Annotated in this window: 26 protein-coding genes and 1 pseudogene; 6 read left to right on the top strand and 21 right to left on the bottom strand. The window is 43.8% G+C overall.

Annotated elements, in window-relative coordinates:
• Positions 1 to 4 precede the first annotated feature (4 nt).
• Positions 5 to 1,303, top strand: coding sequence for an ABC transporter substrate-binding protein (locus J2T13_RS00560; RefSeq protein ID WP_429367326.1), 1,299 nt, complete (start codon positions 5 to 7; stop codon positions 1,301 to 1,303).
• A gap of 70 nt (positions 1,304 to 1,373) precedes the next feature.
• Here J2T13_RS00560 and J2T13_RS00565 read toward each other — a convergent pair whose 3' ends face one another.
• The 4 genes from J2T13_RS00565 to msrA all read right to left on the bottom strand — a co-directional run bounded on the left by J2T13_RS00565 (position 1,374) and on the right by msrA (position 4,170).
• Positions 1,374 to 2,111 (bottom strand): YdcF family protein, encoded by a 738-nt coding sequence (locus tag J2T13_RS00565; RefSeq protein ID WP_429367328.1) that lies wholly within the window; start codon positions 2,109 to 2,111, stop codon positions 1,374 to 1,376.
• A 76-nt stretch (positions 2,112 to 2,187) separates the two neighbouring features.
• Positions 2,188 to 3,081, bottom strand: a complete 894-nt coding sequence (locus tag J2T13_RS00570) for a TIGR01777 family oxidoreductase (RefSeq protein WP_429367330.1) — start codon at positions 3,079 to 3,081, stop codon at positions 2,188 to 2,190.
• Between the two features lie 57 nt (positions 3,082 to 3,138).
• Entirely contained in the window at positions 3,139 to 3,408 is a 270-nt protein-coding gene (locus tag J2T13_RS00575) for a hypothetical protein (protein WP_429367332.1), read from the bottom strand.
• 243 nt (positions 3,409 to 3,651) lie between these two features.
• Positions 3,652 to 4,170, bottom strand: coding sequence for a peptide-methionine (S)-S-oxide reductase MsrA (gene msrA / locus J2T13_RS00580; protein ID WP_429367778.1), 519 nt, complete (start codon positions 4,168 to 4,170; stop codon positions 3,652 to 3,654).
• Positions 4,171 to 4,400: 230 nt separating this feature from the next.
• Between msrA and J2T13_RS00585 the strand changes: the two genes are divergently transcribed.
• The 3 genes from J2T13_RS00585 to J2T13_RS00595 all read left to right on the top strand — a co-directional run bounded on the left by J2T13_RS00585 (position 4,401) and on the right by J2T13_RS00595 (position 8,345).
• Entirely contained in the window at positions 4,401 to 6,137 is a 1,737-nt protein-coding gene (locus J2T13_RS00585; RefSeq protein ID WP_429367334.1) for a DEAD/DEAH box helicase, read from the top strand.
• A gap of 1 nt (position 6,138) precedes the next feature.
• Positions 6,139 to 7,086: a YqhG family protein gene (locus J2T13_RS00590; protein ID WP_429367336.1), complete on the top strand. Its 948-nt coding sequence runs from the start codon at positions 6,139 to 6,141 to the stop codon at positions 7,084 to 7,086.
• A gap of 236 nt (positions 7,087 to 7,322) precedes the next feature.
• Entirely contained in the window at positions 7,323 to 8,345 is a 1,023-nt protein-coding gene (locus J2T13_RS00595; RefSeq protein ID WP_429367338.1) for a hypothetical protein, read from the top strand.
• Between the two features lie 264 nt (positions 8,346 to 8,609).
• On the opposite strand, the gene J2T13_RS00600 is transcribed toward J2T13_RS00595, so the two are convergent.
• Entirely contained in the window at positions 8,610 to 8,852 is a 243-nt protein-coding gene (locus tag J2T13_RS00600; protein WP_429367340.1) for a YqzE family protein, read from the bottom strand.
• 245 nt (positions 8,853 to 9,097) lie between these two features.
• On the opposite strand from J2T13_RS00600, the gene J2T13_RS00605 reads away from it, so the two are divergent.
• Positions 9,098 to 9,820 carry an N-acetylmuramoyl-L-alanine amidase gene (locus tag J2T13_RS00605; protein ID WP_429367342.1) on the top strand — a complete coding sequence of 241 codons (723 nt, stop codon included), beginning with the start codon at positions 9,098 to 9,100 and terminating at the stop codon, positions 9,818 to 9,820.
• Here the strand turns inward: J2T13_RS00605 and J2T13_RS00610 are convergent.
• The gene (locus J2T13_RS00610) at positions 9,795 to 10,634 is read right to left on the bottom strand and encodes a divergent polysaccharide deacetylase family protein (protein ID WP_429367344.1); all 840 of its coding nucleotides are present in this window, start codon (positions 10,632 to 10,634) and stop codon (positions 9,795 to 9,797) included. The genes J2T13_RS00605 and J2T13_RS00610 overlap by 26 nt on opposite strands.
• 447 nt (positions 10,635 to 11,081) lie before the next feature.
• On the opposite strand from J2T13_RS00610, the gene J2T13_RS00615 reads away from it, so the two are divergent.
• Complete coding sequence (locus J2T13_RS00615) at positions 11,082 to 12,065, top strand: tyrosine-type recombinase/integrase (protein WP_429367346.1); 984 nt, start codon at positions 11,082 to 11,084, stop codon at positions 12,063 to 12,065.
• Between the two features lie 56 nt (positions 12,066 to 12,121).
• Here the strand turns inward: J2T13_RS00615 and J2T13_RS00620 are convergent, their stop codons facing one another.
• From J2T13_RS00620 to J2T13_RS00690, 15 genes and pseudogenes are all read right to left on the bottom strand, one after another.
• Entirely contained in the window at positions 12,122 to 12,634 is a 513-nt protein-coding gene (locus J2T13_RS00620) for a DUF4352 domain-containing protein (RefSeq protein ID WP_429367348.1), read from the bottom strand.
• Positions 12,635 to 12,744: 110 nt separating this feature from the next.
• The gene (locus J2T13_RS00625) at positions 12,745 to 13,056 is read right to left on the bottom strand and encodes a hypothetical protein (RefSeq protein WP_429367350.1); all 312 of its coding nucleotides are present in this window, start codon (positions 13,054 to 13,056) and stop codon (positions 12,745 to 12,747) included.
• 100 nt (positions 13,057 to 13,156) lie between these two features.
• Positions 13,157 to 13,300, bottom strand: a complete 144-nt coding sequence (locus tag J2T13_RS00630) for a hypothetical protein (protein ID WP_429367352.1) — start codon at positions 13,298 to 13,300, stop codon at positions 13,157 to 13,159.
• A 94-nt stretch (positions 13,301 to 13,394) separates the two neighbouring features.
• Positions 13,395 to 14,171, bottom strand: a complete 777-nt coding sequence (locus J2T13_RS00635) for a M15 family metallopeptidase (protein ID WP_429367354.1) — start codon at positions 14,169 to 14,171, stop codon at positions 13,395 to 13,397.
• A 12-nt stretch (positions 14,172 to 14,183) separates the two neighbouring features.
• A complete protein-coding gene (locus tag J2T13_RS00640; protein WP_429367356.1) occupies positions 14,184 to 14,402 on the bottom strand; it encodes a hypothetical protein in 219 nt (72 codons plus the stop codon).
• A complete protein-coding gene (locus J2T13_RS00645) occupies positions 14,383 to 14,577 on the bottom strand; it encodes a hypothetical protein (RefSeq protein WP_429367358.1) in 195 nt (64 codons plus the stop codon). The genes J2T13_RS00640 and J2T13_RS00645 overlap by 20 nt, the downstream gene beginning before the upstream one ends.
• 37 nt (positions 14,578 to 14,614) lie before the next feature.
• The gene (locus J2T13_RS00650; protein WP_429367360.1) at positions 14,615 to 14,851 is read right to left on the bottom strand and encodes a hypothetical protein; all 237 of its coding nucleotides are present in this window, start codon (positions 14,849 to 14,851) and stop codon (positions 14,615 to 14,617) included.
• A 17-nt stretch (positions 14,852 to 14,868) separates the two neighbouring features.
• Positions 14,869 to 15,840 carry a tail fiber protein gene (locus tag J2T13_RS00655; protein ID WP_429367362.1) on the bottom strand — a complete coding sequence of 324 codons (972 nt, stop codon included), beginning with the start codon at positions 15,838 to 15,840 and terminating at the stop codon, positions 14,869 to 14,871.
• A 1-nt stretch (position 15,841) separates the two neighbouring features.
• On the bottom strand, positions 15,842 to 16,414 hold the full coding sequence (locus J2T13_RS00660; protein WP_429367364.1) for a putative phage tail protein: 573 nt from the start codon (positions 16,412 to 16,414) through the stop codon (positions 15,842 to 15,844).
• A complete protein-coding gene (locus J2T13_RS00665; RefSeq protein WP_429367366.1) occupies positions 16,411 to 17,493 on the bottom strand; it encodes a baseplate J/gp47 family protein in 1,083 nt (360 codons plus the stop codon). Before J2T13_RS00665 ends, J2T13_RS00660 begins: the two co-directional genes overlap by 4 nt.
• 2 nt (positions 17,494 to 17,495) lie before the next feature.
• Positions 17,496 to 17,912: a DUF2634 domain-containing protein gene (locus J2T13_RS00670; protein ID WP_429367368.1), complete on the bottom strand. Its 417-nt coding sequence runs from the start codon at positions 17,910 to 17,912 to the stop codon at positions 17,496 to 17,498.
• Entirely contained in the window at positions 17,912 to 18,307 is a 396-nt protein-coding gene (locus J2T13_RS00675; RefSeq protein ID WP_429367370.1) for a DUF2577 domain-containing protein, read from the bottom strand. The genes J2T13_RS00670 and J2T13_RS00675 overlap by 1 nt, the downstream gene beginning before the upstream one ends.
• Complete coding sequence (locus tag J2T13_RS00680) at positions 18,308 to 19,441, bottom strand: XkdQ/YqbQ family protein (protein ID WP_429367372.1); 1,134 nt, start codon at positions 19,439 to 19,441, stop codon at positions 18,308 to 18,310.
• Positions 19,441 to 20,118, bottom strand: a complete 678-nt coding sequence (locus tag J2T13_RS00685) for a LysM peptidoglycan-binding domain-containing protein (RefSeq protein WP_429367374.1) — start codon at positions 20,116 to 20,118, stop codon at positions 19,441 to 19,443. The genes J2T13_RS00680 and J2T13_RS00685 overlap by 1 nt, the downstream gene beginning before the upstream one ends.
• A gap of 13 nt (positions 20,119 to 20,131) precedes the next feature.
• A pseudogene (locus J2T13_RS00690) lies at positions 20,132 to 21,679 on the bottom strand (phage tail tape measure protein); the annotation flags it as partial.
• Positions 21,680 to 21,849 lie beyond the last annotated feature (170 nt).

Here is a 21,849-nt window from a genome sequence, read left to right on the forward strand (position 1 = left end):
AGAAATGAAGATCAAAAAGTCTGCAACATTATTAGTATCTGTTTTGTTGGTAATGTCACTGGTTCTAGCAGCCTGTGGTGGTAACAATAACACGAAGAGTGATAATAGTAGTAACGCTACTTCAAGCGACAAAGTGAAAACGGTAACAATATTTCAATTTAAAACCGAGATTGTTCAAGGTCTTAATGAGCTAAAAGTAGAGTTTGAAAAAGAATATCCTAACATCAAACTTGATATTCAAACTGTCGGTGGTGGTGCGGACTACGCAGCATCCCTGAAAACGAAATTCGCTTCTGGCGACGCTCCTGATATTTTCTCTAACGGCGGATATAACGAAATGGAAATGTGGTTGGATAAACTCGAAGATGTAAGTGATCAACCATGGGTTAAGGATCTAATTCCTTTGGCAGCTGAGCCTATGACCAAAGATGGTAAAGTATACGGTATGCCAATGAACCTTGAAGGCTACGGATACATCTATAATAAGGATTTGTTTGCTAAAGTAGGTATTACTGAAACTCCAAAAACTTACACTGAGCTAGAAGCTGCTGCGAAAACACTTCAAGCAGCTGGGATCACTCCTTTTGCCAACGCTTATCAAGAATGGTGGCTGATGGGTAACCAAGGGATCAGCGTAGCTTTTGCACAGCAACCAGATACAGACGCATTTATTCAAGGTCTGAACGACGGTTCGGCTTCCATCGTAGGTAATGAGAAATTTGATAACTTTGCCAAATTGATGAAGCTTACTGTTGATTACGGAAACAAAAATCCGTTAACCACAGACTATAATACACAAGTTACGTTGTTCGCAAATGGTGAAGCAGCCATGATGCAAGAAGGTAACTGGGCACAAACCATGATCGATGGTATCAATCCTGATCTAAACATCGGCGTATTGCCAATGCCACTTAGCGATAATGCAGATGAAAGTGACAAACTAACAATTGGTGTTCCGGCTAACCTTGTGATCAACAAAGAATCCGATTCCAAAGAAGAAGCGAAAACGTTCCTGAACTGGCTCGTAACTTCTGATATGGGTAAAGAATATATCGTGGATAAATTTAAATTTATTCCAGCATTGTCTACAATCAAAGCTACTCCTGAACAAATGGGCGATATTGGTACCGAGCTGTACAAATACATCGATGCAGACAAAATTATCGGTCTTCAATCCTCTAAATTTCCTGATGGTGTAGCTCAAGAATTCGGTAGCGTTATTCAGAAATATGTTGCCGGACAAGCTGACGTACAACAGTGGGAAACAAGTATGCAAGAAGCTTGGGACAAACTAAAGAACTAACTAAGGTATTTTGAAAAAGGACTGCTTGTGCATCATCGAATAGATGAAGCACAAGCAGTCCTTTTGTGTACTATAAGAATGTTTTAATTGTAGCGAGATACTCTCTAATCATATTTATAGGCTTTAGATATCCAGGCGACTTACTAGACATGCCGTAGACATCAAAACCTGTTTTTTTAGCTATTAATTTCGCGCGGTGCATATGGTAGTCACTTGTAACAATCATGATTGAAAGATCCTTTAATCCCTTTTCATTCATAATTGCCTGCGAGAACAATAGATTTTCTTGCGTACTTGTAGATTTACTTTCTAGAATAATTCGCTCCTTAGAGATGCCTTTACTTATTAAATAGTTACTCATCGCTTCAGCTTCAGTAATACTTTCCCCTGGACCTTGACCACCTGATACAATAATCGGTATGTCCTTCTCCTTATTTGCATACGTCAGACTCATATCTAATCTTTGCTGCAATGTGAGAGACAATTCCGATCCTTTAATCCCTGCACCTAAAATAACTATATAATCCACATCCGAAATCTCACTATCATGACTACCAAGCTCTGATATGATGAATGATTCAATGATTATGAATGAAATACCCAAGATCAAGGAACATGCAATCAGCATTCTCCTTAACATCACATGTTTTCTTAAATCAATTCTTCTTAGAACCATAATGATCAAACTTACACCCCATACTAACTTAACCCCGAATTGATTCCCAAACATAATCAAATAACCCAGACACAGTAGAATTAAAATAATATCTATCAAGCTAATCTTCTTAAGTTGTGCCATAAACCGCATATATTCCTCCATACTCTTGATCTTTGTTCTCGTCATAAATTGTTTCTAACACCACTAGGTGAGTTCATCTAGCTTTCTAGTTCGCTACTATGATCTGCTCAAGTGCCGTATTGATTGTATCGAACTTAAATGTATAACCTTCCCTCTCCAACCGCTCTGGAATAACCCAACGACTCTTTAAAATCAATTCAGTCTCTGTTTTAATTAACAACGCACCCATTTCTAGCATCCATTTTGGAGAAGGAAGTCCCACCTTTACATTCATCGTTTTACGTAATTGTTCCATTAGATCCCGATTGGTCACAGGATGAGGTGAAGAACAATTAAATACGCCGTCCAACTCTTCTCTCTCCCTAAGGAAAAGAATAATATCAAATAAATCTTCGATATGAATCCAACTAAAACGTTGGTTTCCAGAACCTTGAACGCCCCCCAGTCCAAATCTGACTAAGTTTGTGAACGGCTTCATAACACCACCGTTTTTGCCTAATACAATCGCTATTCTTAAGGCGGCTTGCCGAGTGTGGGGTAGTTCACAAGAAAAGAATGCTCGCTCCCATTCTTTCGCTACGTCAACTGAGAACCCTGATCCAATCTCTCCATGGTCTTCGGACATAGGTCGATCTTCGGCATGTCTATAAATCGTAGCTGTACTAGAGTTAATCCATAATGAAGGTGGATTGTTGCATTCTAATATTGCATTTCCTAGTAAGCTAGTTGTCTCTGTTCTTGACTTAAGTATTTCTTCTTTGTTCTTATGATTATATCGACAGTCCACTGATTTTCCCGCTAAATTGATTAACATCTCGGAATTTTCTAGCGCTTCTGCGATTTCGTCATGACTCTCCCATGAAATATTTCCCACTTGTCTTGATATGATCTTTACGTCGTAACCGAGACGTTTAAATTGTTCATCAAAATAAGTTCCTACAAAACCCGTTCCACCTGCTAGAATAACTTTCCTCATCATGTCATCAACTCATTTCTCTTCTAGATTATTGATAAGAATTAAACAAGATAAGATAACTTACTCCTGCACACTTCTATTTTTAATGATAAATTCAACAATCAAGGAGATATAAGCTGCAACATACATTGGAATAGATAATAAGATTAAGATTAGTATCACATAGGCATTCCCTGAGGTCCACATCCATAGAAGCACACCACCCACAATTAACATACCATGAATAACAATAAAAATGACCGAGCTCACTCTATATTTCTTATAACAAACTATTGGAATAACGATACTGCCCACAAGAAGTAGTAGATACATCAGAAATATAAAATCCATTTGTACACATCCTTAAACTGAAAATATGATATCTGTCGAAAATTAATACTATCTCTCGTGCATATTCTTCAAAAACCGACAGTATCTAACAGTTCTTCTTCATATGCTACTTGAAATCCTCTTTTTCACACATGAAGATTTAGGGTGTTTAATCTTCAATTCTAATTAAAAAAGACAGAATAGCGTCGTTTGCCATCTGTCTTTTTACTCTATTCACAAGTATAGGTTTGAAGCCCTTGCTTATCAAATATCCCAGTACGTATCAATAAACTCATCTCTCCCGGATTGTTCACGATCTTTCTTATAGTGCTTGGGGTTCTTTTTATGGAAATCCTGGTGATAATCCTCTGCAACGTAGAATGTCTGTGCCGGTATAATTTCAGTAACGATGGAACCAGTGAACCTTCCACTCTTAGCTACTTCCTCCATAGAGGCGAATGCCGCTTCCTTCTGTTCTTCATTATAATAAAATATCGCCGTCCGATATTGCGTTCCTCGATCCTGAAACTGCCCTCCATCATCGGTAGGATCAATTTGCGGCCAATATAACTCAAGTAGCTTCTCATAAGGGAAAATTGCTGGATCGAACGTGATCTGTACAACTTCGTAGTGTCCTGTCGTTCCTGTTTTGACATCCTCATAGGTAGGGTTCACATTCGTTCCCCCCGTATAACCTGATACAATCCCATGAATCCCAGCCAACTCTTCAAACGGTGACACCATGCACCAGAAGCAACCTCCTGCAAACATTGCCTTCTCTATCATTTCTACTACTCCCCTATCCTAAGCATGTTAACCCATTATAGAGCAAAATTATAGGCACTACCAAATCAATGAACTATCTTCAATAAAAATAAGGAATGACTTCTATACATATCAACCAATCTATTACCCCTCTACCCGAGCAATCTCTTTTTTTCCTCTTTTAAGTTATGAATTTGAATACTTACGTGCATACTACTGAAACTAACCATGTTAAGGAGGCTACATCTATGGATATTCCACATGTTGAACCCATGACATCAATGCAAGGTCTCCCTATCCCTCTATTCATAGATCATAGCTGGGTTGAGAATATGGAGAACCGTCTAGATAAAGGAGGACCTTGGGGCGATTGGAGGTTATTTCAACTTGCAGTCCAAGGTGAAGAATCCCGCTTAGTAACAAGCTTTGATGAGTTATTGTGTCTGAAATATTTACAAGACTTAACACCGTTACCCCACCAGATTGATACGGCACGTAAAGTGCTTTTTGATATGTCAGGACGGGCCATCCTTGCCGATGAAGTTGGGCTAGGTAAAACGATTGAAGCAGGTCTAATTCTGAAAGAATATATGATCCGAGGCCTCGTCTCTAAAGTGCTTATCCTGGTTCCCGCTTCGCTTGTCCTCCAGTGGGTTCGAGAGCTAAATAGTAAATTTGGGATCTCTGCTGTAGCCCAGAAGAAGGCCTATTCATGGGAATGTGATGTCGTTGTTGCTTCTATAGATACTGCCAAAAGAGATCCTCACAAAGAGATCCTCCTTAATCAAGAATTTGACATGCTCATTATAGATGAAGCACACAAGTTAAAAAATAAAAAAACAACAAATTACCAGTTCATCCAGAGACTTCGCAAGAAATATTGTCTTCTATTAACAGCAACACCCGTCCAGAACAATCTGGGTGAACTATTTAATCTAATTACATTACTTAAGCCCGGTCAACTCGGCAGAGCTGGTGATTTCTCTACAAATTTCGTTGTAGATAAACGCATTCCTAAGAATGAAGAGCAACTGAAGCTCGAACTTTCCAAGGTCATGATCCGCAATCGACGCGGTGAGGGACCCACGATTTTCACCAAAAGAACAGTGAAAAATGTTAGTCTCCAGCTCTCTCCTGAGGAACAAGCGTTGTATGACGGCGTGACTTCTTTTGTCAAAGATCAATATCAAGCAGCCGGTGGTAATTTGAGCAGTATGTTATCACTCGTCACACTTCAACGTGAAGTGTGTAGCAGTCGTGATGCAGTGTTCCTCACTTTAGTCAATCTATCCAAGAAAATGGCTGAAGACTCCCCATTACGCGCCAAAATATGGGAACTTGTATACGCGATCAAAGAAATTAAATCCAATACCAAAGCCGAGAAAACAATCGAGCTTATCCGTGGTATGAATGAAAAGGTCATCGTATTTACAGAATATCGAGCAACGCAAGAATACCTTCTACAATATTTCCGAACACATGGGCTGACCTGTGTACCCTATCGTGGTGGAATGAACCGTGGTAAAAAGGATTGGATGATGGATTTATTTCGTGGCAAAGTTCAAGTTATGATTGCCACAGAAGCAGGCGGGGAAGGCATCAATTTACAGTTCTGTCACCATATGATCAACTTCGACCTCCCTTGGAATCCTATGCGAGTTGAACAGCGGATCGGAAGGGTACATCGATTAGGACAGAAGAATGATGTGAAGATTTACAACTTATCCACTACAGGAACCATTGAAGAACATATTCTCAATTTACTACATGAAAAAATTAATATGTTTGAGATGGTTATTGGTGGACTCGACGTTATTCTGGAACGTTATGAGAAGAAGGAATCCCTTGAGAAAAGCTTATATAAAATCGTCCTAGAATCACAAACGGATGAGGAAATACGCCAAAAGGTAAGCTCGCTTGGTCATAAGCTTGATGAATTGAAGCAGCAAGTCGAATTCGAATCGGTAAGAGAGGAAGACGCCTGATATGAGTATGTCGAAAGAACAAGTGCAGGAGCAGATCATGACCTATTTGGAGGCGACAGAATGTCTTATTATTGAGAAATCGCCTTATCATGTGACCGTTAAACTTTCACCTAGAGCTGACAAAATTTTAACGAATCGACCCTATTATTGGGGATTTGTTGAGCGTGTAGGTGTAGAACCCGAGACATTATCTTATACCTTTGTATTTGATCCTGAACACTATCAGATACCTGATGAGATTCCATCCCCACCTTTAAACGGTGTGCAACAAGAAGGAATTTTATCTAGATATTTCGGAGTAGCTCCTGCTGTACCAAGAATCGGTCCTGGAAGGATTCCGCGCGAAGATGTAACCTATGGCAGCCGAAGACTACAGCAGATTTGGGATGCAGCGCGTCAAGAAGGCGGCTCGGTCTATTTATTTGAACAACCCATCGATTTACAGCGCCGAATGTTATTCTCCGCAGCGTATGAACCTTGGCTAGCTGTCTGCTATAAAGTAGAAATGGCCTGCGATATTAAGAAAGAACAATTGCACTTCTTAGGGATCTCTTTGCTAAGTGGAACCATAAAGGAGAACTTCTTTCATTTATTGGAAGGGCTTACGCTAAGTCCGCGACTTCCTGAGAATATTCATATTGAACCTGCTACCGTAACCTTATCCAATGCAGCAGATAGGTTGCGATCCCATCTAACATCTAAGCTCAGTTTGCTTGACTATGATTGGGCTGAGCTAGCTAAAGAACGTCTAAAGGATGAATTAGCTGTTGTTGATTTCTATTATGAAGATTTACTGAAAGAACAGGATCAAGAGAAACAGATCCATATTCAGGAGCAGTACGAGCGCAGACGTAGCGAAATGACATGGCAATATGAACCAAAAGTCAATGTATCTGCCATCACCTACGGTCTATTTCACCTCCGAAATGAGACTCTAAGAGCGCACTAAAGATAAGATGAGGCTTCAACGATGCCTCCCCTGGTTATTTCTATTCTCCATAAGCATAAAGTTCGACACCGCAGATTTTAGCTCATTCTATACAAAAGAGAGCGTTTGACCTTCATCGCTAAAAGAGTGCAAAAATAGACCCTCTCTTCATGTTATTTCTATGACAGCTTGTAACAACCTTTTTAGAGCCTGTCCCTTACAATGTAAGAAGTTCCCATAATAGAAAGGTGGATTATATGAAATCCTTGCCTTACACATCTAAGTTTATTCTTGCCTTACTATGTATGAACCTAATGCTACCTTTTGAACTCCTATCTGCAACCGGCAGTATGTCTCAAGCTGGCGCAACGAATACCGCACAAGCTAAACCAGCACCAGAGCAGAATCGACCGGATGAGTTCATCTCCACACCGCTTATATCAACACCTGTTTCCCTACAGTCTTTTGCAACAACCGTCATTCAGCAACTCTCAGCACAGAAGCCATTTGCTTCCTGGAAGGATGCTGAACTTCAATACTTTCCACTAGGGCCTGGAACGCGAAGCTGGCTCGTGATCATATCCCAGAACCAAAAGAAGGACCTAGGTTATCTGATCTTGTCAGCCAAAGATAATGGGAGCAATCCTGATCAGAGCTATATTCTAAGTGAATATGGCTCCGCCCCCTCTATCCCGTATAACTTAACCATGTTGCGCCAGACTCTGGTGCAACTTGAAATCATTCCTACTAGCTTTCCAAACACGATTAAAGTAGAGGCGTTATATGTCCCTCTTTTACCATTGTGGAAAATCTCTTCTGATACTAAAGAAGCTGTCTATATTAATGCACTCACACTGGATGTGTTGCCATGGGGAGACACCCACTTCCAATCTTTATCGGATAAAGCGGTCTGGTCGAAGGATGGTATCCCTAGCTCGGATTATAGCCATACTTCTACAACACCTGTATCCTATTCAGCCGAGATGGATCCTTATAACAACCTATTATGGATTACATCTCCTAAGGTGCCTTTACCTACAAACCAAGCATTCACCTCTTACATGAAATCACAGAACTCGCTTATCTTCACTGCACCTAACCGTAACGACGATTATGGAAGTCCCTTTAATATTACAGGCTTTCAGGAGTGGTCCTCGATGCACCAAGATACACAGGACTTTCTATACGTTGGCACTGGACTAAGTGGGAATCGCTACATCCCCTTATCCCTATTACGTAAGCAAGGCGAATTCAGGGCTTTGCCTGAGATAAACGGCTAATAGAGGTTGTTCAAAAAGTCATCTTTTGATCACGAAGCATATCCAGAGGCCTAATCGACGTCGAAGATTGAATTCAGCCGGTCTTTCCGGTGCTCACGTAGGTACTGCCTACGCTCCGCTCCTCACTCCCTTGCTTCATCCAATCTTCTCGGTGCTGAAAAGTCGACTTGTTGAACTCGCACTAATAACTAGTTCCATTTCCACCATTTCAAAAGAGCGCAGACTTCCATATTGGAAGCCTACGCTCTTTTGAATATTCCCCCACTAGCCATTATGGCTTATAAGTTCCTCTGTTTTCTCTGCTACATACTCATCGAGTTCCTCAGCTTGTTGCTCACTTTCAGAACGAGTTGCTGATTTATCTCTCAATAGCGCTAGACTAATCGGAATCATACCGAACCATTTCGTGGACCACGTTTCTTTGACACTGGCTTGTTGCTTCGGTGTCTCCATATAGATGACAACTTGCTCTGTAATGTATTTCACCAATTTGTAATCATCAGCCATCTCTACCCCTCCTTAACGTTCAGATTCCGTACTGAAGCTCTTACTCGTAGGGTGCGCATATCGTGTTTCTTTTAAACCTTTGAGTTGCAAATAAATCCTCCTTACGCTCTCAAAACTAATGATTACGCTTAATGATTTAAATTTATCGGATCATATATGCATTTTTTAGCTTCTTTTGCACAATATAACAATGCAATGCACTATCTGAATCAGACACCTAAATACACGAGGAGAATTTAATAACCATGAATTTAAAAAAAACATTTCACTTAACCGTTGCCTTGCTGGTCATGATCATGACTACAGCAAGCTTATACCTTTCAAATACAACCCTATATGCTGCCAAATTCTCTGATGACCCTTTAGATCCAGTACACCCTGCCTTCCCCAAGGAAGTTGTACTCATCGATGTAGGTCATGGAGGCATTGACGGAGGCACATCCTTCCAGAAAATTGTAGAGAAAGATATCAATTTAAAAATCGCACTAAAAGTATTCATGTTACTAAAGAGTAAAGGATATTACGCCATACTCAATCGTTCCAACGATTATGCTCTCAGCGATGATAACCACTGGCTACATAGTTCTTCACGTCACCTACGTGATTTGGCACAGCGCAAAGAGCTAAGTCGTCAGGTTCCAACGTTACTCGTAGTTAGCCTTCATGTGAATTGGGGTAAATCGCCTAGCAAAAGGGGGCCCCTTGTCCTACACCAGAATGAAGGTCGAAGCTACCTTTTAGCTGATGCCATCCAACAGCAACTTAATCTGCTTTATGAGACTAATCAGCAACCCAAGCTTGGTAAACCTTTTTACATCCTTAATTATATTAAAGACCCAGCTGTCATCGTCGAGACTGGTTTCTTAAGCAATCCAGAAGATCGAGCCATGCTCACCAATCCCCGTAAACAATTAGTCATCGCAGAGTCGATCACCGCTGCCATTATTGGTTATTTGATGGAAGTATAGGAGCAGGAGTCCAGCCCTTAGTTTTAGCCAGCTCACTAACACTAACAAATTGAACTCGTTTCTTCATATCGGGGATGCGACTTTTCAATGCGGCAGCTGTTTTGTCCCCTTGAGTCCCAACATGTCCAATCGTGACACAGATCTCATGTTCCATAGCCCAATTTTCTACTGCCTGTAATTGTTTGGTGATATGACTACTGGTATGAACGTCATCTAGGAAAATATTATTTTCTATGACAGGCATGCCCATTTGAGTGGCTAGCTTACTGACCACTGATCTGTAATTTGTGTGGCTATCCACGAAAATTAACCCTCTCTCCTTACATATCTGTAGCACAATAGTCATGATTCGTTCATCTCCCGTTATTCGCGAACCCATATGATTATTCATCCCCACCGCATGTGGAATATCATCAATGGCATCTTCTATACGTTTGCGGATTTCTACATCGCTTAAATTAGAGGTAATTGCACCAGGGCCGAGCCATCTTACATTTCCACTTTTAGGTTCCATTGGCATATGCACAAGCACGTCATATCCTCGCTTATAGGCTAATTCAGCATCACGGTGGCTTGTCGTTAAGAATGGCATGACGGCCACGGTTAGTTTCACAGGCATGGACAGCATTTCATCTGTCCCTTTCTGCCCATTGCCAAAATCATCAATAATGACAGCCACTTTATGATGTAAAGGATTTGGCTCCTGCGTACGATTAGGCTCAAATGCATATGCTGAATGACTCCAAGTCACACATAGACTACAACATAATAGTGAAATTTTAAGAGATCTCCTCAAACCAAGCACTATCTTCATAAAGACCACTCCTTTTTTATCTTGTTCAGTCAGTGTTTGAGTAAGAGGAGGTAAATATGTATGCCCGTATTAATAAGTGGATTCATCCTTATGTGCATAGTCCTAAGTTGCAAACATGGAACATTGACTTGAAATAATGTAAAGTGGTATTATATTTCTTACGTAAGTGCTACAAACCAGCGCAATATGCGGTCGTGGCGGAATTGGCAGACGCGCACGGTTCAGGTGACGAAGTTTCCCACGTTTCCTTACGGAAGCCATACGCACCAAGGGATTCCGGCGTTTTCGTCCGCTAAATACAGTCGCATAATTTCGATAAATTGGCGCTGAAATTAGCGTTTAATAGCGGAGCCTTGCGGTGCGCTTCACGCTATCCTATACGTATACATAATCGGAATACATACACCTCTTTTACGCGTAATAATCGTGATGGAAGGGGTTTTTGTCTTGACGCAGGCTAAACGGACTAGACGTCCAAATTTGATTAAAGCAGAAGTAATGTTAGATGGTGAAAGTAAATACCCGTTAGAAGCGCTAGACTACGACGCGGCGGTCGAAACGTTCCTGCGAGATTGTCGCGTTAAGAATTTAAGTCGCGCATCCATTACGTACTACTCAAACGCGATGAAGGAGCTCGTTAAATTTCTCCGCAAAGTCGGCGTGGAACGTCCGCTAGATATAACGGAAGATAATTTCAAATCGTGTATACTCGCAAAACAAGAATCCGGAGTAATGGACTCGACGGTCAATACGAATTTAAAGGGGTGGCGGACATTCCTTCGGCACCTACACGAAGAAGGGTACATACCCCATAATCCAGCGGAGCATGTTCGATTACTCAAAACAGAACGGCACATTATTCCGACATTTACACGCGAACAAATCAAGTTGTTATTATCGCAGCCAGACTTATCCACGTTTACGGGATATCGCGATTATGTATTTTTAATTACATTGCTAGAAACAGGGGTCCGCATATCCGAGATTGAAGGCGTAAAGGTAACCGACATCCTTTGGAAAGAACGCGTCATCAAGGTAATGGGAAAGGGACGCAAAGAGCGGTATGTCCCTTTCCAATCTAAATTGGAGAAGGAACTTAAGAAGTATATACAGTACCGCGGATTACTTGACCACGATGTCTTATTTGTCAATATAGATAATAGTCCGATGAAGAAACGTACCATGCAGCAAAATATGCAACGTTTTGGGATTGCGGCGAACATAAAAGGCGTAAGAGTAAGCCCTCACACGATGAGACACACGTTTGCAAAGCTTTATATCATGAACGGCGGGGACGCGTTTACACTACAGAAGATACTCGGACACACTACGTTAGAGATGGCGCAAACATACGTATCAATTTTTAGTACAGACATTGCTAAACAGCATCGGAAATTTTCGCCGTTGGAGCGATTAGATTACGAGGATTAAGTAAACGCAAAAAAGGCGCAGACTCAACGGAATCATTCCCGCGAATCTGCGCCTTTTTACTTAAAATCACCTAAGTTGATTAACGTATATTCTGCGCCAAAATCGAACATGTTGTCCCTCATGGAGAGCGTTGCGGATGTGACGTCCGTAGGTACCTCAAACTTTACTTTTTTCGTTAATTTTAAGCCAGGATTTATTGAATCATACATAAAAACAGGGTCACCTTCGAAGCTAAAAGAATCAGAGGGCTCAAATTCTCTATCATTAGTATCTAGTAATTTAAAATAACTACTATCTACTCTTATAGGCTCCTTCCCCTTGTTTTCTACCTCAATTAAAATATCAATATGACGTACTTCGTCCTTAATTACCGCAGTTACGTCCACTACAGTAATTCCGTAATCTCCGAACTTAACCCTCTCGCCTACTACATAAGTAACAACATCTACTACTTTTTCTGCAACCTCGACTATCTCCGGCTCAGGTTCCGAAGTCGCATATATAACTGGTTTATCCTCTCTGTCTTTTTGGCTCTCGGTGAGAGCAGGTAACGCATAACTCGCAATCACTAATACAATAACTGCCGCGACAAAAACGCCTAATAATTTTTCCCCATTAGAATTAATATGTATCAACCTCCACTATTTATAAAAAAGAAAATGCGACACATCAACGGTGTCTATGTTTTTAAATCCGTGGTTGTAACTACCGTTCCGGCTATCCCCACGTCTACGTCCTCGTCATCCTTAACGCCTTTAAGCGCAACCTCTAACGCAATCCATATAAGTCCGACTATTAACGCTCTGACTCCGGTAACTACGTAATATACTAGGTAACTGCCTTGATCCGCTAATACCTGTAACCCTTCCGATTGCGTCGCTACGTTAAGATAATCCTCGTATCCCGTTGCTATTTTTATAAAATAATTACCGAGTAACACTAGCGCAATTACTCGTATCGCGATCTTTAACGCAAATACCGCCTTGTCCATATGTACACCTCCGCTATTATAAAAAGAAAATGCGACCCACCAGCGCCGTCTATACGTTATTATACGATAGATTACGCCAATAGGTCGCATTAATTTACATTTATTTCTTCGCACTCACCACCGCCGACTTCCCGACGTCATACAGTTTACACGCGGCCAGTCCCGTTATGATCCCCGTCATTATCCCGTCAGCTACCGATGTGTGCGGAATATACAATAGTCCCGCAGCGAGTCCGATCGCCATCGATATTAGCGGTAAATACTTCGCGGGTACGTATAACTTGAAGAACTCGCCGAGCGCGATAATCACCGCAACTACTACGCCAATTTCGTACATACTACTTCGCCTCCTTCGTAAATAGTCCTACGCGATTCATCACGGTAATCATGCGGTAGAAATCGTAACTACCATCCGCAGTCGTATCGAGTACGCCCGCCTTCTTAGCGGCTTCACACGACGTTAGCGCCCACGTTGGGATTGCGCTCATCTTCGCCTTAGCTACTAGTTGCGCGATCTGTTCCGCTTGCTTCACTACTACGTCCTCTAGCGCGCAAAATGCCGCCTTTTCCGTTGCCGTCATCGCTTCATCGTCTCCTTCGGTTAATTTCGTAATCACCGCCGTCGCCGCGTCAATCTGCGCTTTCGCCGGACGAATACTGTTACGATACTGCGCGGTCGATAGTCCGAATGTCATCTCGAAATGCGGCATGTCTACGAAGCTGCGCCAATCTCCGCCCCACGCGAATCCGATCCGTTTAGCCTCTGTAACTACCTCGTCCCAATCCGGTAGTAAATCGAGATCACCGTTGCGCTTCGTATCCCACGATACCGAGCGTCCGTCCGGAAGTAGTAACGCGAAGTCAATCGCGACTCCGAAGTTATGAAACGAGGTTCCTCCGCGTGCGTTCGTTACAATCGCGCCCAGCTTCGTCCGTCCTTGCGCGTAGAGTGCGTCTTGCTCCGCGATGGTCCGCAATCCCTGTACGATAACAATTGAAACGCCGCGCGCATAGCAACGGTCGATTAGCGTTTCCGCCGCGCATTTAACAACGGGTAATAGTCCGCTCAATCGTGCCGCGGACTTGCTACGTACATATTCGAGTGTTAACGTCATATTAGCGCTCCCTTATCGCGGAGAAACCCGCGTTTTAATTTCGTGTACATCGAGCGATAGAGATTCGTATTGTCCCGCGAGCATTTCGAAGCGTCCCGTTAAATCCTCCGCCAACGTCATCAAGCGGTCTTCCCGTACGAGTGCTTCCGAGTGCATCCGGTCGCGCTCCGTCTTAGCTTCCGAGCTAATGCGTTCTTCACGTAGGCGCGCTTCATCCGACATCCTCCGCATTTCTTTCCATAGTACATACGCGATGACGAACGCCATTACCGCAAATATTCCGTTCTTTGCTACCACTTCCCATAGCGCTTGTTCCAATCCGTGTCACCTCCGTGTAGCCTGCGTAGACATAAAAATACGCCTGCGCGGCGTTGTTGATGTTGCGTATAATCGTCCTGCTGTTCACTAAACTGTTTCTATCGGTTATCCGTTTTCGTCGGGTATCACAAGAGATCCTTGAACCCTAAAAGATTTTCAGGGTCACTATCTCGAATTCCTTGTTTAACATCTTCGCCATTATCTAGTGCGTTCTGGATAGCATCGCCGAACATTTCAATGAATTTAATAATAGGTGTATAAATACCATAGTATCCTTGCTCGTTACCCCAAACTATAACCCTACCCATAGCCGAGCTGTCAGATATATAATAATTTTTTTCTAACCATTCTTTAGCTAACATTTTCAGTCACTCCCATTCTAATTTGATATCATTGAATAGTTATAAGTCTGCGCGCCATCTGTACCAGAATAGAACGTTACCCTTTCATAAGAATGAGAGGATATTATACCATAGTTAACATCAGCCGCCCTTCTAGTAAACTCAGTAACGACGGAATAACCAAGATTGGTAGCCCGACCTGTATTATAAAAAGAGGCTGATATAATTCTAGTTTTACCACTAGCAGGGAAAACATCTAGATAACTATTACTAGGTACAGTAATAGTAGAATTTGTAATAGTATAACCAGACGCCACATTACCATTACCGTCATGATAACCTTTCGGTATAACTTGAACTGCCTCTTTTGGAGTAATTGTAACTGCTCCATTATTGACCATCGTTCCTGATATAATCCCCGCGTCTGTTCCGAGTGTCTTCCCTGCCAATACATCTGTGGCAATTGCTGTTCCATACTCACCTCCTTCACCCTGTAAGATAAAAGACGTACCATTATATCGCAATGTGTAAACGCTATTCGCCTTTAGATTTCCGCTTACCATTGCCAATCCATTAGATTTCAGAACTGCTTTCACACCCAAACCATTCACATTAATAGTTACTGCCCCTGTATTTAAAACATTGTTTGTAAATGATATTCCTAACCCCTTTTTTAAAGTAGCCACAGCAGCACTTATTACAACTACTTTTGCGTTAGCTGTCCCTGTATCATCCGCATAGTATACATGTGAGGTGCCATCCAATATGTGCTTTATATAATCCGCCTTATGCGCAACAACGCTATCATTTACCGTCTTCAACGCGTTAGCCGTCGGAGCCATCGTAACCGACGTACTACTCACCGCATCCACAAGCGGTACGCTAACGTCCGCAATCGCGGCTACTACTGCGCTATCAACCGCCTGCGCCAACGCATTAATATCACGCGGTACATCTGCGACCATATTATCGTCAATCAACGGTAAGTTTAAATTGACCGTATTCGCCATATTATGTTAGCCCCCGATCTTTCAATTCTCCGTACGTTTTCCCCGTTGCTTTCAACGCGCCATACGTTAATCCCGACGCTTTTAACTCCGCGTAAGTGTAAAAACGGAACACGTAATTAATCGCTAAATGTGCCGGTGTGATATCACGTACCGCCGCCTGTAACTCGACCATCTGCGCCGGCACTCCGTACTCACTCACGAATGTAATCGTAATCGTATACGCGGGCACATTCGCCGTTACCGCAACGTCACCGTTCCCATACGCTGACGCGACCGACTCGATTAACTCCGCTGATACCGCGCCAACTCCGCGTAATCGCGATAACAGTATTTCACGCCGCTGTACGTACGTTTTCGACACATCCGTTACGAGTCCGAAGATGCGCTCCCATTGCATTAATCCCCACGTAGCTGTCTCGATGTACATTTGCGCGAGTACATCGTAGATATCCGTGTTTAACTTCGCGAACTCCTCCGCCTCACGGTCGAAGATGTTCGTAGCAATCGGCATATCTCCGTAATACCTCGGCGCATAGTCGAGCATATCGCGTTTAAACTCCGTTAATGTCCTCATGACGTAACAGTCACCGTCCCCAATACCGCGACTCCCCCGTCTGCAATAGCGATGTTACTAAACGCGCCATTTATCGTAAGTGCTTCGTAATCAATAACCGGAGGGATGTCGAGTATCACGTTAGCTATACGCGTAACGCGCACTAACGGATCAGCGAACGCGAGCGTCTTAAGATATGCAGCAACCCCCGCCTCGATTAACGCCTTAACTTGCGCAGTAGTTGCGCCAGGTGCTAGCGTTACTTTAACCGCGATATTTACCGGAAGTTGAGTTGCGCCAGCTACCGTTGCTATCGCGCCAATCGGAGCCGCGCCCATTCCGCGTCCATCCTGCGTTGGATCAATATACGTTTGTGCCGCGTCAATAATCGTCTGATCCGGCGCGGTCTTGTCATCGTCCAATAATACGACTTTAACCGTGCCGGGTCCGTTCCATATCGGATATACTTTCGCGTCAGATACGCCGGGTATTTCTAGCGCCCACTGACGGTACTGATTCGCGTTACCACTCGTAGCCGGCTTACGTGCGCGTTCGAGATATCGCGCCAGTAGTGATTCGTCCGACTCCGCGTCAACTCCGCCTTCGAACGCAGTCGCGTTAGTCACTGTTACAATCCCTACTAAATCGCCCATTAGCGTTAATATTGTGCCGGAACCAACGTTACCGCGAGCGCCCGCATCCTGCGCCGTTGTTGTAACCGTTACCGATCCGCCTGTTATCGTTGCATCTACGTTAGTTACGAAATATACCGGTGAGTCTCCGCCTGTACTTGCGATTGTTCCCGCGACTATAAGCGTATCGTCCGGTCCCGTAAACGTGAGTGATCCGGTTGACTTAACCGCCGCTTTCCGTGTTAGTCCGTATTCGCGCGCTCGCATATCGAGAAACGGGCCGTACGTTGTCTCCGCAAATCCAAACGCAATTACGTTATCTATCTCCGTATATGCGCGCATGAACTCGATAGCTGCAGGCGAAAGTAAATCGTTTGTTATCGATCCTTGGCGCTTGTCTACCTCCGGAGGCGACGCGGCGAGCATTCGCGTTAATATCTCCGCGCTTGTTTGTTCTTCGTATGCCATCGTTAAATTACCACCTCCATCGGAATATTTGATTCCGTTGTTTCAACGTAAAAAGACACGTAAAGGCAATCGCCCTCGCGCGTTAATTCAAAGTCATAAACGTCTAGTATACGGTCATCGAAAATAATCGCTTCTTTAATAGCACGTGGTATTTCCGTGTCTAGTAACGCGACCGATACGTCCTGTCCGATTAAATCGTCGATCTCGCTCCCATAATCCGTATCGTAAATTGCGAACCGGAATCGTGCTGTTTTAATCGCTTTTACAACGTACTGTTTAATTGCCTCTAATCCGTCTACCTCTCCGCCAATGTCGCCGGTAGCGAAGTTGATAGCATATGTTTTTGACGTCTCAATTGCGTCGATATCCGTTGTTTCATCCATAACCGGATCAATTGTAGCTAACGGACTTAGCGCCATTATTTCACGCCCCCTAAGCGGTCTAATATAACGTATAACTGACCATCGTTGATCGACGCAATTACTACGCGGTCGCCCGCCTTAAGCGCGTTGTCTGTTTCGATACTAGTGGACGTTCCCGTCTTAATCGTGCCATCACGTAACGTACCGTCGATATCCACTTTAATCGCGACGTCCGCCTTAAACTTAATATCGCGCGTAGTCTTCGTTAATGATTCGCAAATAGAGAGGTCATCCGCGTCTAATTCGATCTTCATGCCGTCGACTACTACGCGTATTGACGGAGGTGGTGCTAGTACCGTGGCGAACTCGATGTCCGCGGACTTAACATACGTAAGTTGTTTGACAACGGACTTAAGCTGACTAACTCCGCCGCCATCTATTAATTCAATCATCTAACTACCTCCATTTATTTCGCGCAGTAATCGATCAACCACCGTCTCTGCTGCTGGCTTCTTCGGTTTGGGAGTCTTCTTAGCTTTGGCTGTCTTTTCCTTTGCCTTCTTCTTAGCTGTCTTCGCCTTCTCAAATTGTTCAGGTTCTTCATATTCGAGCTTCGGTAGGTCGTCCGTTTTAGATAAGGTCACGTCCATACGGTGGCTCCCGTTCTCGAACGTGTGTGTATCCGCGTTAACGTAAAATCCCCCGACTAACCGCGTCATCGACTCGAATGCGTATACCGCGTAACCTGCGACGACTTCCGTTATACCGAGCGCTTCGACCGTTACATCCTCCGTCACCTTACCGAGTTCCTTTAATCGTTCTTTCGCGAGTTGGTCAATCGCGGATTTCTTTAACCGTGAATCCGCAGATTCTACGTGTTGCATAAGTCCGTATTGCTTTGCGAGTGCCGCGTTCTTGGCAATCGAGACTAACGGCTTATCCTCGCTGTCCCCGCCGATAGCCTTAACGGATGTACGCATCTCTTCGATAGACTGCGACCGACTCGCGGTAATAATATTAACGCCATCTTCCAGCATCCAACGGACTATTTCGTCCTTCTTCTCGCGTAGGTTCAGCTTACCTTCGCGTGCATAAGCGTAGAACTTGCGTCCAGACTGCGCACGTGTCTCGGTCAATGCGGTTACAATCATATCCCATAGCGTCATATTCTTAAGTATCATCCGTGGTATTACATAGCCTGTACTCGCGATATCCCCCGTTGGTATTTCGTAAGCCTTCGCGACTTCCTTTACAATAGCGCCGGCAGTCATCTTCACGAATTTACGCGTATCTACGTTTTTAGTTAAGTAAACATTTTCGTCGTGCGCGATTACCGTTGCGTTTCCGTCACTTGAGATATCATACGTAAATATAATGCCGCGAAATAAGCCGACCTTGTTTACGTAAAATCGGATTTCCTTACCGAGTTCGAACGCGATTGCTTCGTCCTCACTGTTCTTCGTATTCGATACAGATAACGTTAGAGTACGAAATGGTTGTGATACGTCTCCGGACCATTGTGCCGATGTAACGAGGTTCTCGATCCAATGCGTATTATTATAGAGTACCGCTATTTTCGTAGCCATTAAGGAATCACCAACTTAATGCCGAGTTTAAGCGTATTGGGATTAGCGCCAATCACCTTTTTGTTAGCGTTGTATATCTTGTGCCAATCATCCCCGCGCCCGTACACTTCCGCTTTGGCCGCAATCTTAAATAACGAGTCGCCGGATTTAACGGTGTATGCGGATATCTTGTTAACCGATGTTGACCGCTGTGCCGTTGTTGAGGTTAACTTAGGCGTGGTACTAGCGGTAGTCATCGGCTGTGATTTTTTGGACGCCGTAATCGAAACGTATTCTTTCATCTGCAGCGTGTAATAAACATCGCCAGGCTCTCCGCCGCGTTCTTCGTATTCGAAGCTACGTATAGTGACCGCAATGTTAACCGGCGTTCCCGTCATGATAAATCGAATAGGACGTCCGGACCGTTGCCACCCTTCTATCAACGATGCACACGCCCACGGATCACGTAAATTCGAATAATTACAATAGGATCCGTGATAATCGCGCGGAAATAGTGAAGATATCGTAAACTCTTTTAGTTTGTTATTACCGAGTATCGTGTATTCTCCGATGTTGGAAACTTCGACGTCTTCGTAACCGTGTGTAGAGGAGACGGATATAGAACCGGGATTAACCGGTAACCATAGTGTCTCCGCGCTGTTGTTAAACTTAAGCCAAAACTGCGTCTTCTTCGCCACTCTTCCGCCTCCTTTACGTTGCCATTAACCGCGCCAATTGTCCGGCGATACGGTGAATATCCGCTTCCTCCCGTACGTGGAACGTATTACCGGTGATAACGACTTGTCCGCCACTACCTCCGCTGTTCTCGCGATAGTCTTTGTTCTCTTCGCGCGTCAATACCGATTCGCCTTGATGCAACCGCGCTGGAAAATTGTTATATGGAACGTTATCGAGTCCGCCGGAGAATCCGAGGGATTTCTGTGTTGAGAAGTTATTTTTATTATTCTGACTAGCGCTGTCAAGTATTTCCTTACCTGTACGATACGGACTTTGCCCAGGAGACGGTAGAGTGTAAGTACCCGTCTTTTCGGCAGATTTCTCCTCTTTATATTTATTTGTCACGTTAAGAGTGGGGCCGTCTTTACCAAGGAACATTTTAAGTGTTTCAACCGATAGTATCCCTTTTAAAATCCCATTGCCAATAGCGACACCTAGATCAATAGCGGCTGCCACTAACGGTTGTGAGTTTTGTAACCCGACAGCTAGAAGATCAATAGCCTTTTTAGCTACAGCGGATATCTGGGCGCTGCCTCCACCGTCCATCCACTCGCTGAACGTCTTCATGATGTCCTCAAATATAAATTTAATCTTCCCTTTGATGTCCGGTATCCTCTTGAATGCCTCGTTATTCGTAAAGTGTTTATCAAGGTATCCGGAAGCACTCGCTACCATTTTCTCCATAGCCGCGGTAATCTGCGGACTATAATCTTGAATTAGCTTAGACACTCCGTTAGCAAATCGCGTAATCAGCGGCATCGTCGGAATCAACGCGGATATCTGCAATGTTTCGAACGCGCCTTGGAGTTGTTCAACCGCGCCGCCAGCGCCTTCCATTTTCTTCTTCGCGACATCGAGCGCCTTAACGTTCGACATTGCGCTTTCGAATTTCTTAATTCCTTCTTCGCCTTCTTCGTAAAGGATATTCGCAGCACGAATCGCGTCCGTACCGAACATCAGCTTTAACGTTAACTGACGTTGTGCGTTGGTTAACTTGCCGAGTTTCGTACGTAAGACACCAGCGATCTCAGCTGTTGATTTAATATTATCCTTGGAGTCATAAAACGCGTTACTCGCTCCGTTGACAGTAAATCCAAGATCCTCGAATAGTCCCCTCTGCATATCAGTTATGGGTTGCAACGTTAGTAACATTTGCTTAAGCGACGTACCCGCGTCTGATCCTTTAAGTCCGTTATTCGCAAATACACCGAGCGCTAGATTCGTATCTTTAAACGACAAACCACTACCGGAAGCGACCGCTGAAACTTGCGCTAAACTTTCCGCCAATGCGCTAACTCCTGTTGCTGACGCATTAGCTGTTCCTGCAAGTATATCCGCCGCTTGTGCCGCACTCATTCCGTCTTTCTTAAACGCGTTAAGCGCCGTCGACATGACTATCGCGGATTCTTCTAAACCGAGTCCGCCCGCTGTAGCGAGGTCAAGCGCCGCTCCGAGTGCGCCGGCTTCAACCACTGCAGGCGTTAATCCCGCCTTGAGAAGTTCTTCTATCGCTTTTCCAGCTTCTAATGCATTATCAGATTGTTACCGTAAAGGCTCTTTATCCTCTACTTCCGGGGCTTTCGCCGCATAATAGTATGTCAGTTCATACTCGGCTCAGACTATATCTTCACCCTCGACACTACTCGGTCGGGTGCGATGCGCTCGTGGGAATTTCGACTGTTCTAGCCTAC

The sequence above is a fragment of the Paenibacillus sp. DS2015 genome (genome assembly GCF_050433705.1).
Taxonomy (GTDB): Bacteria; Bacillota; Bacilli; order Paenibacillales; family Paenibacillaceae; genus Paenibacillus_AQ.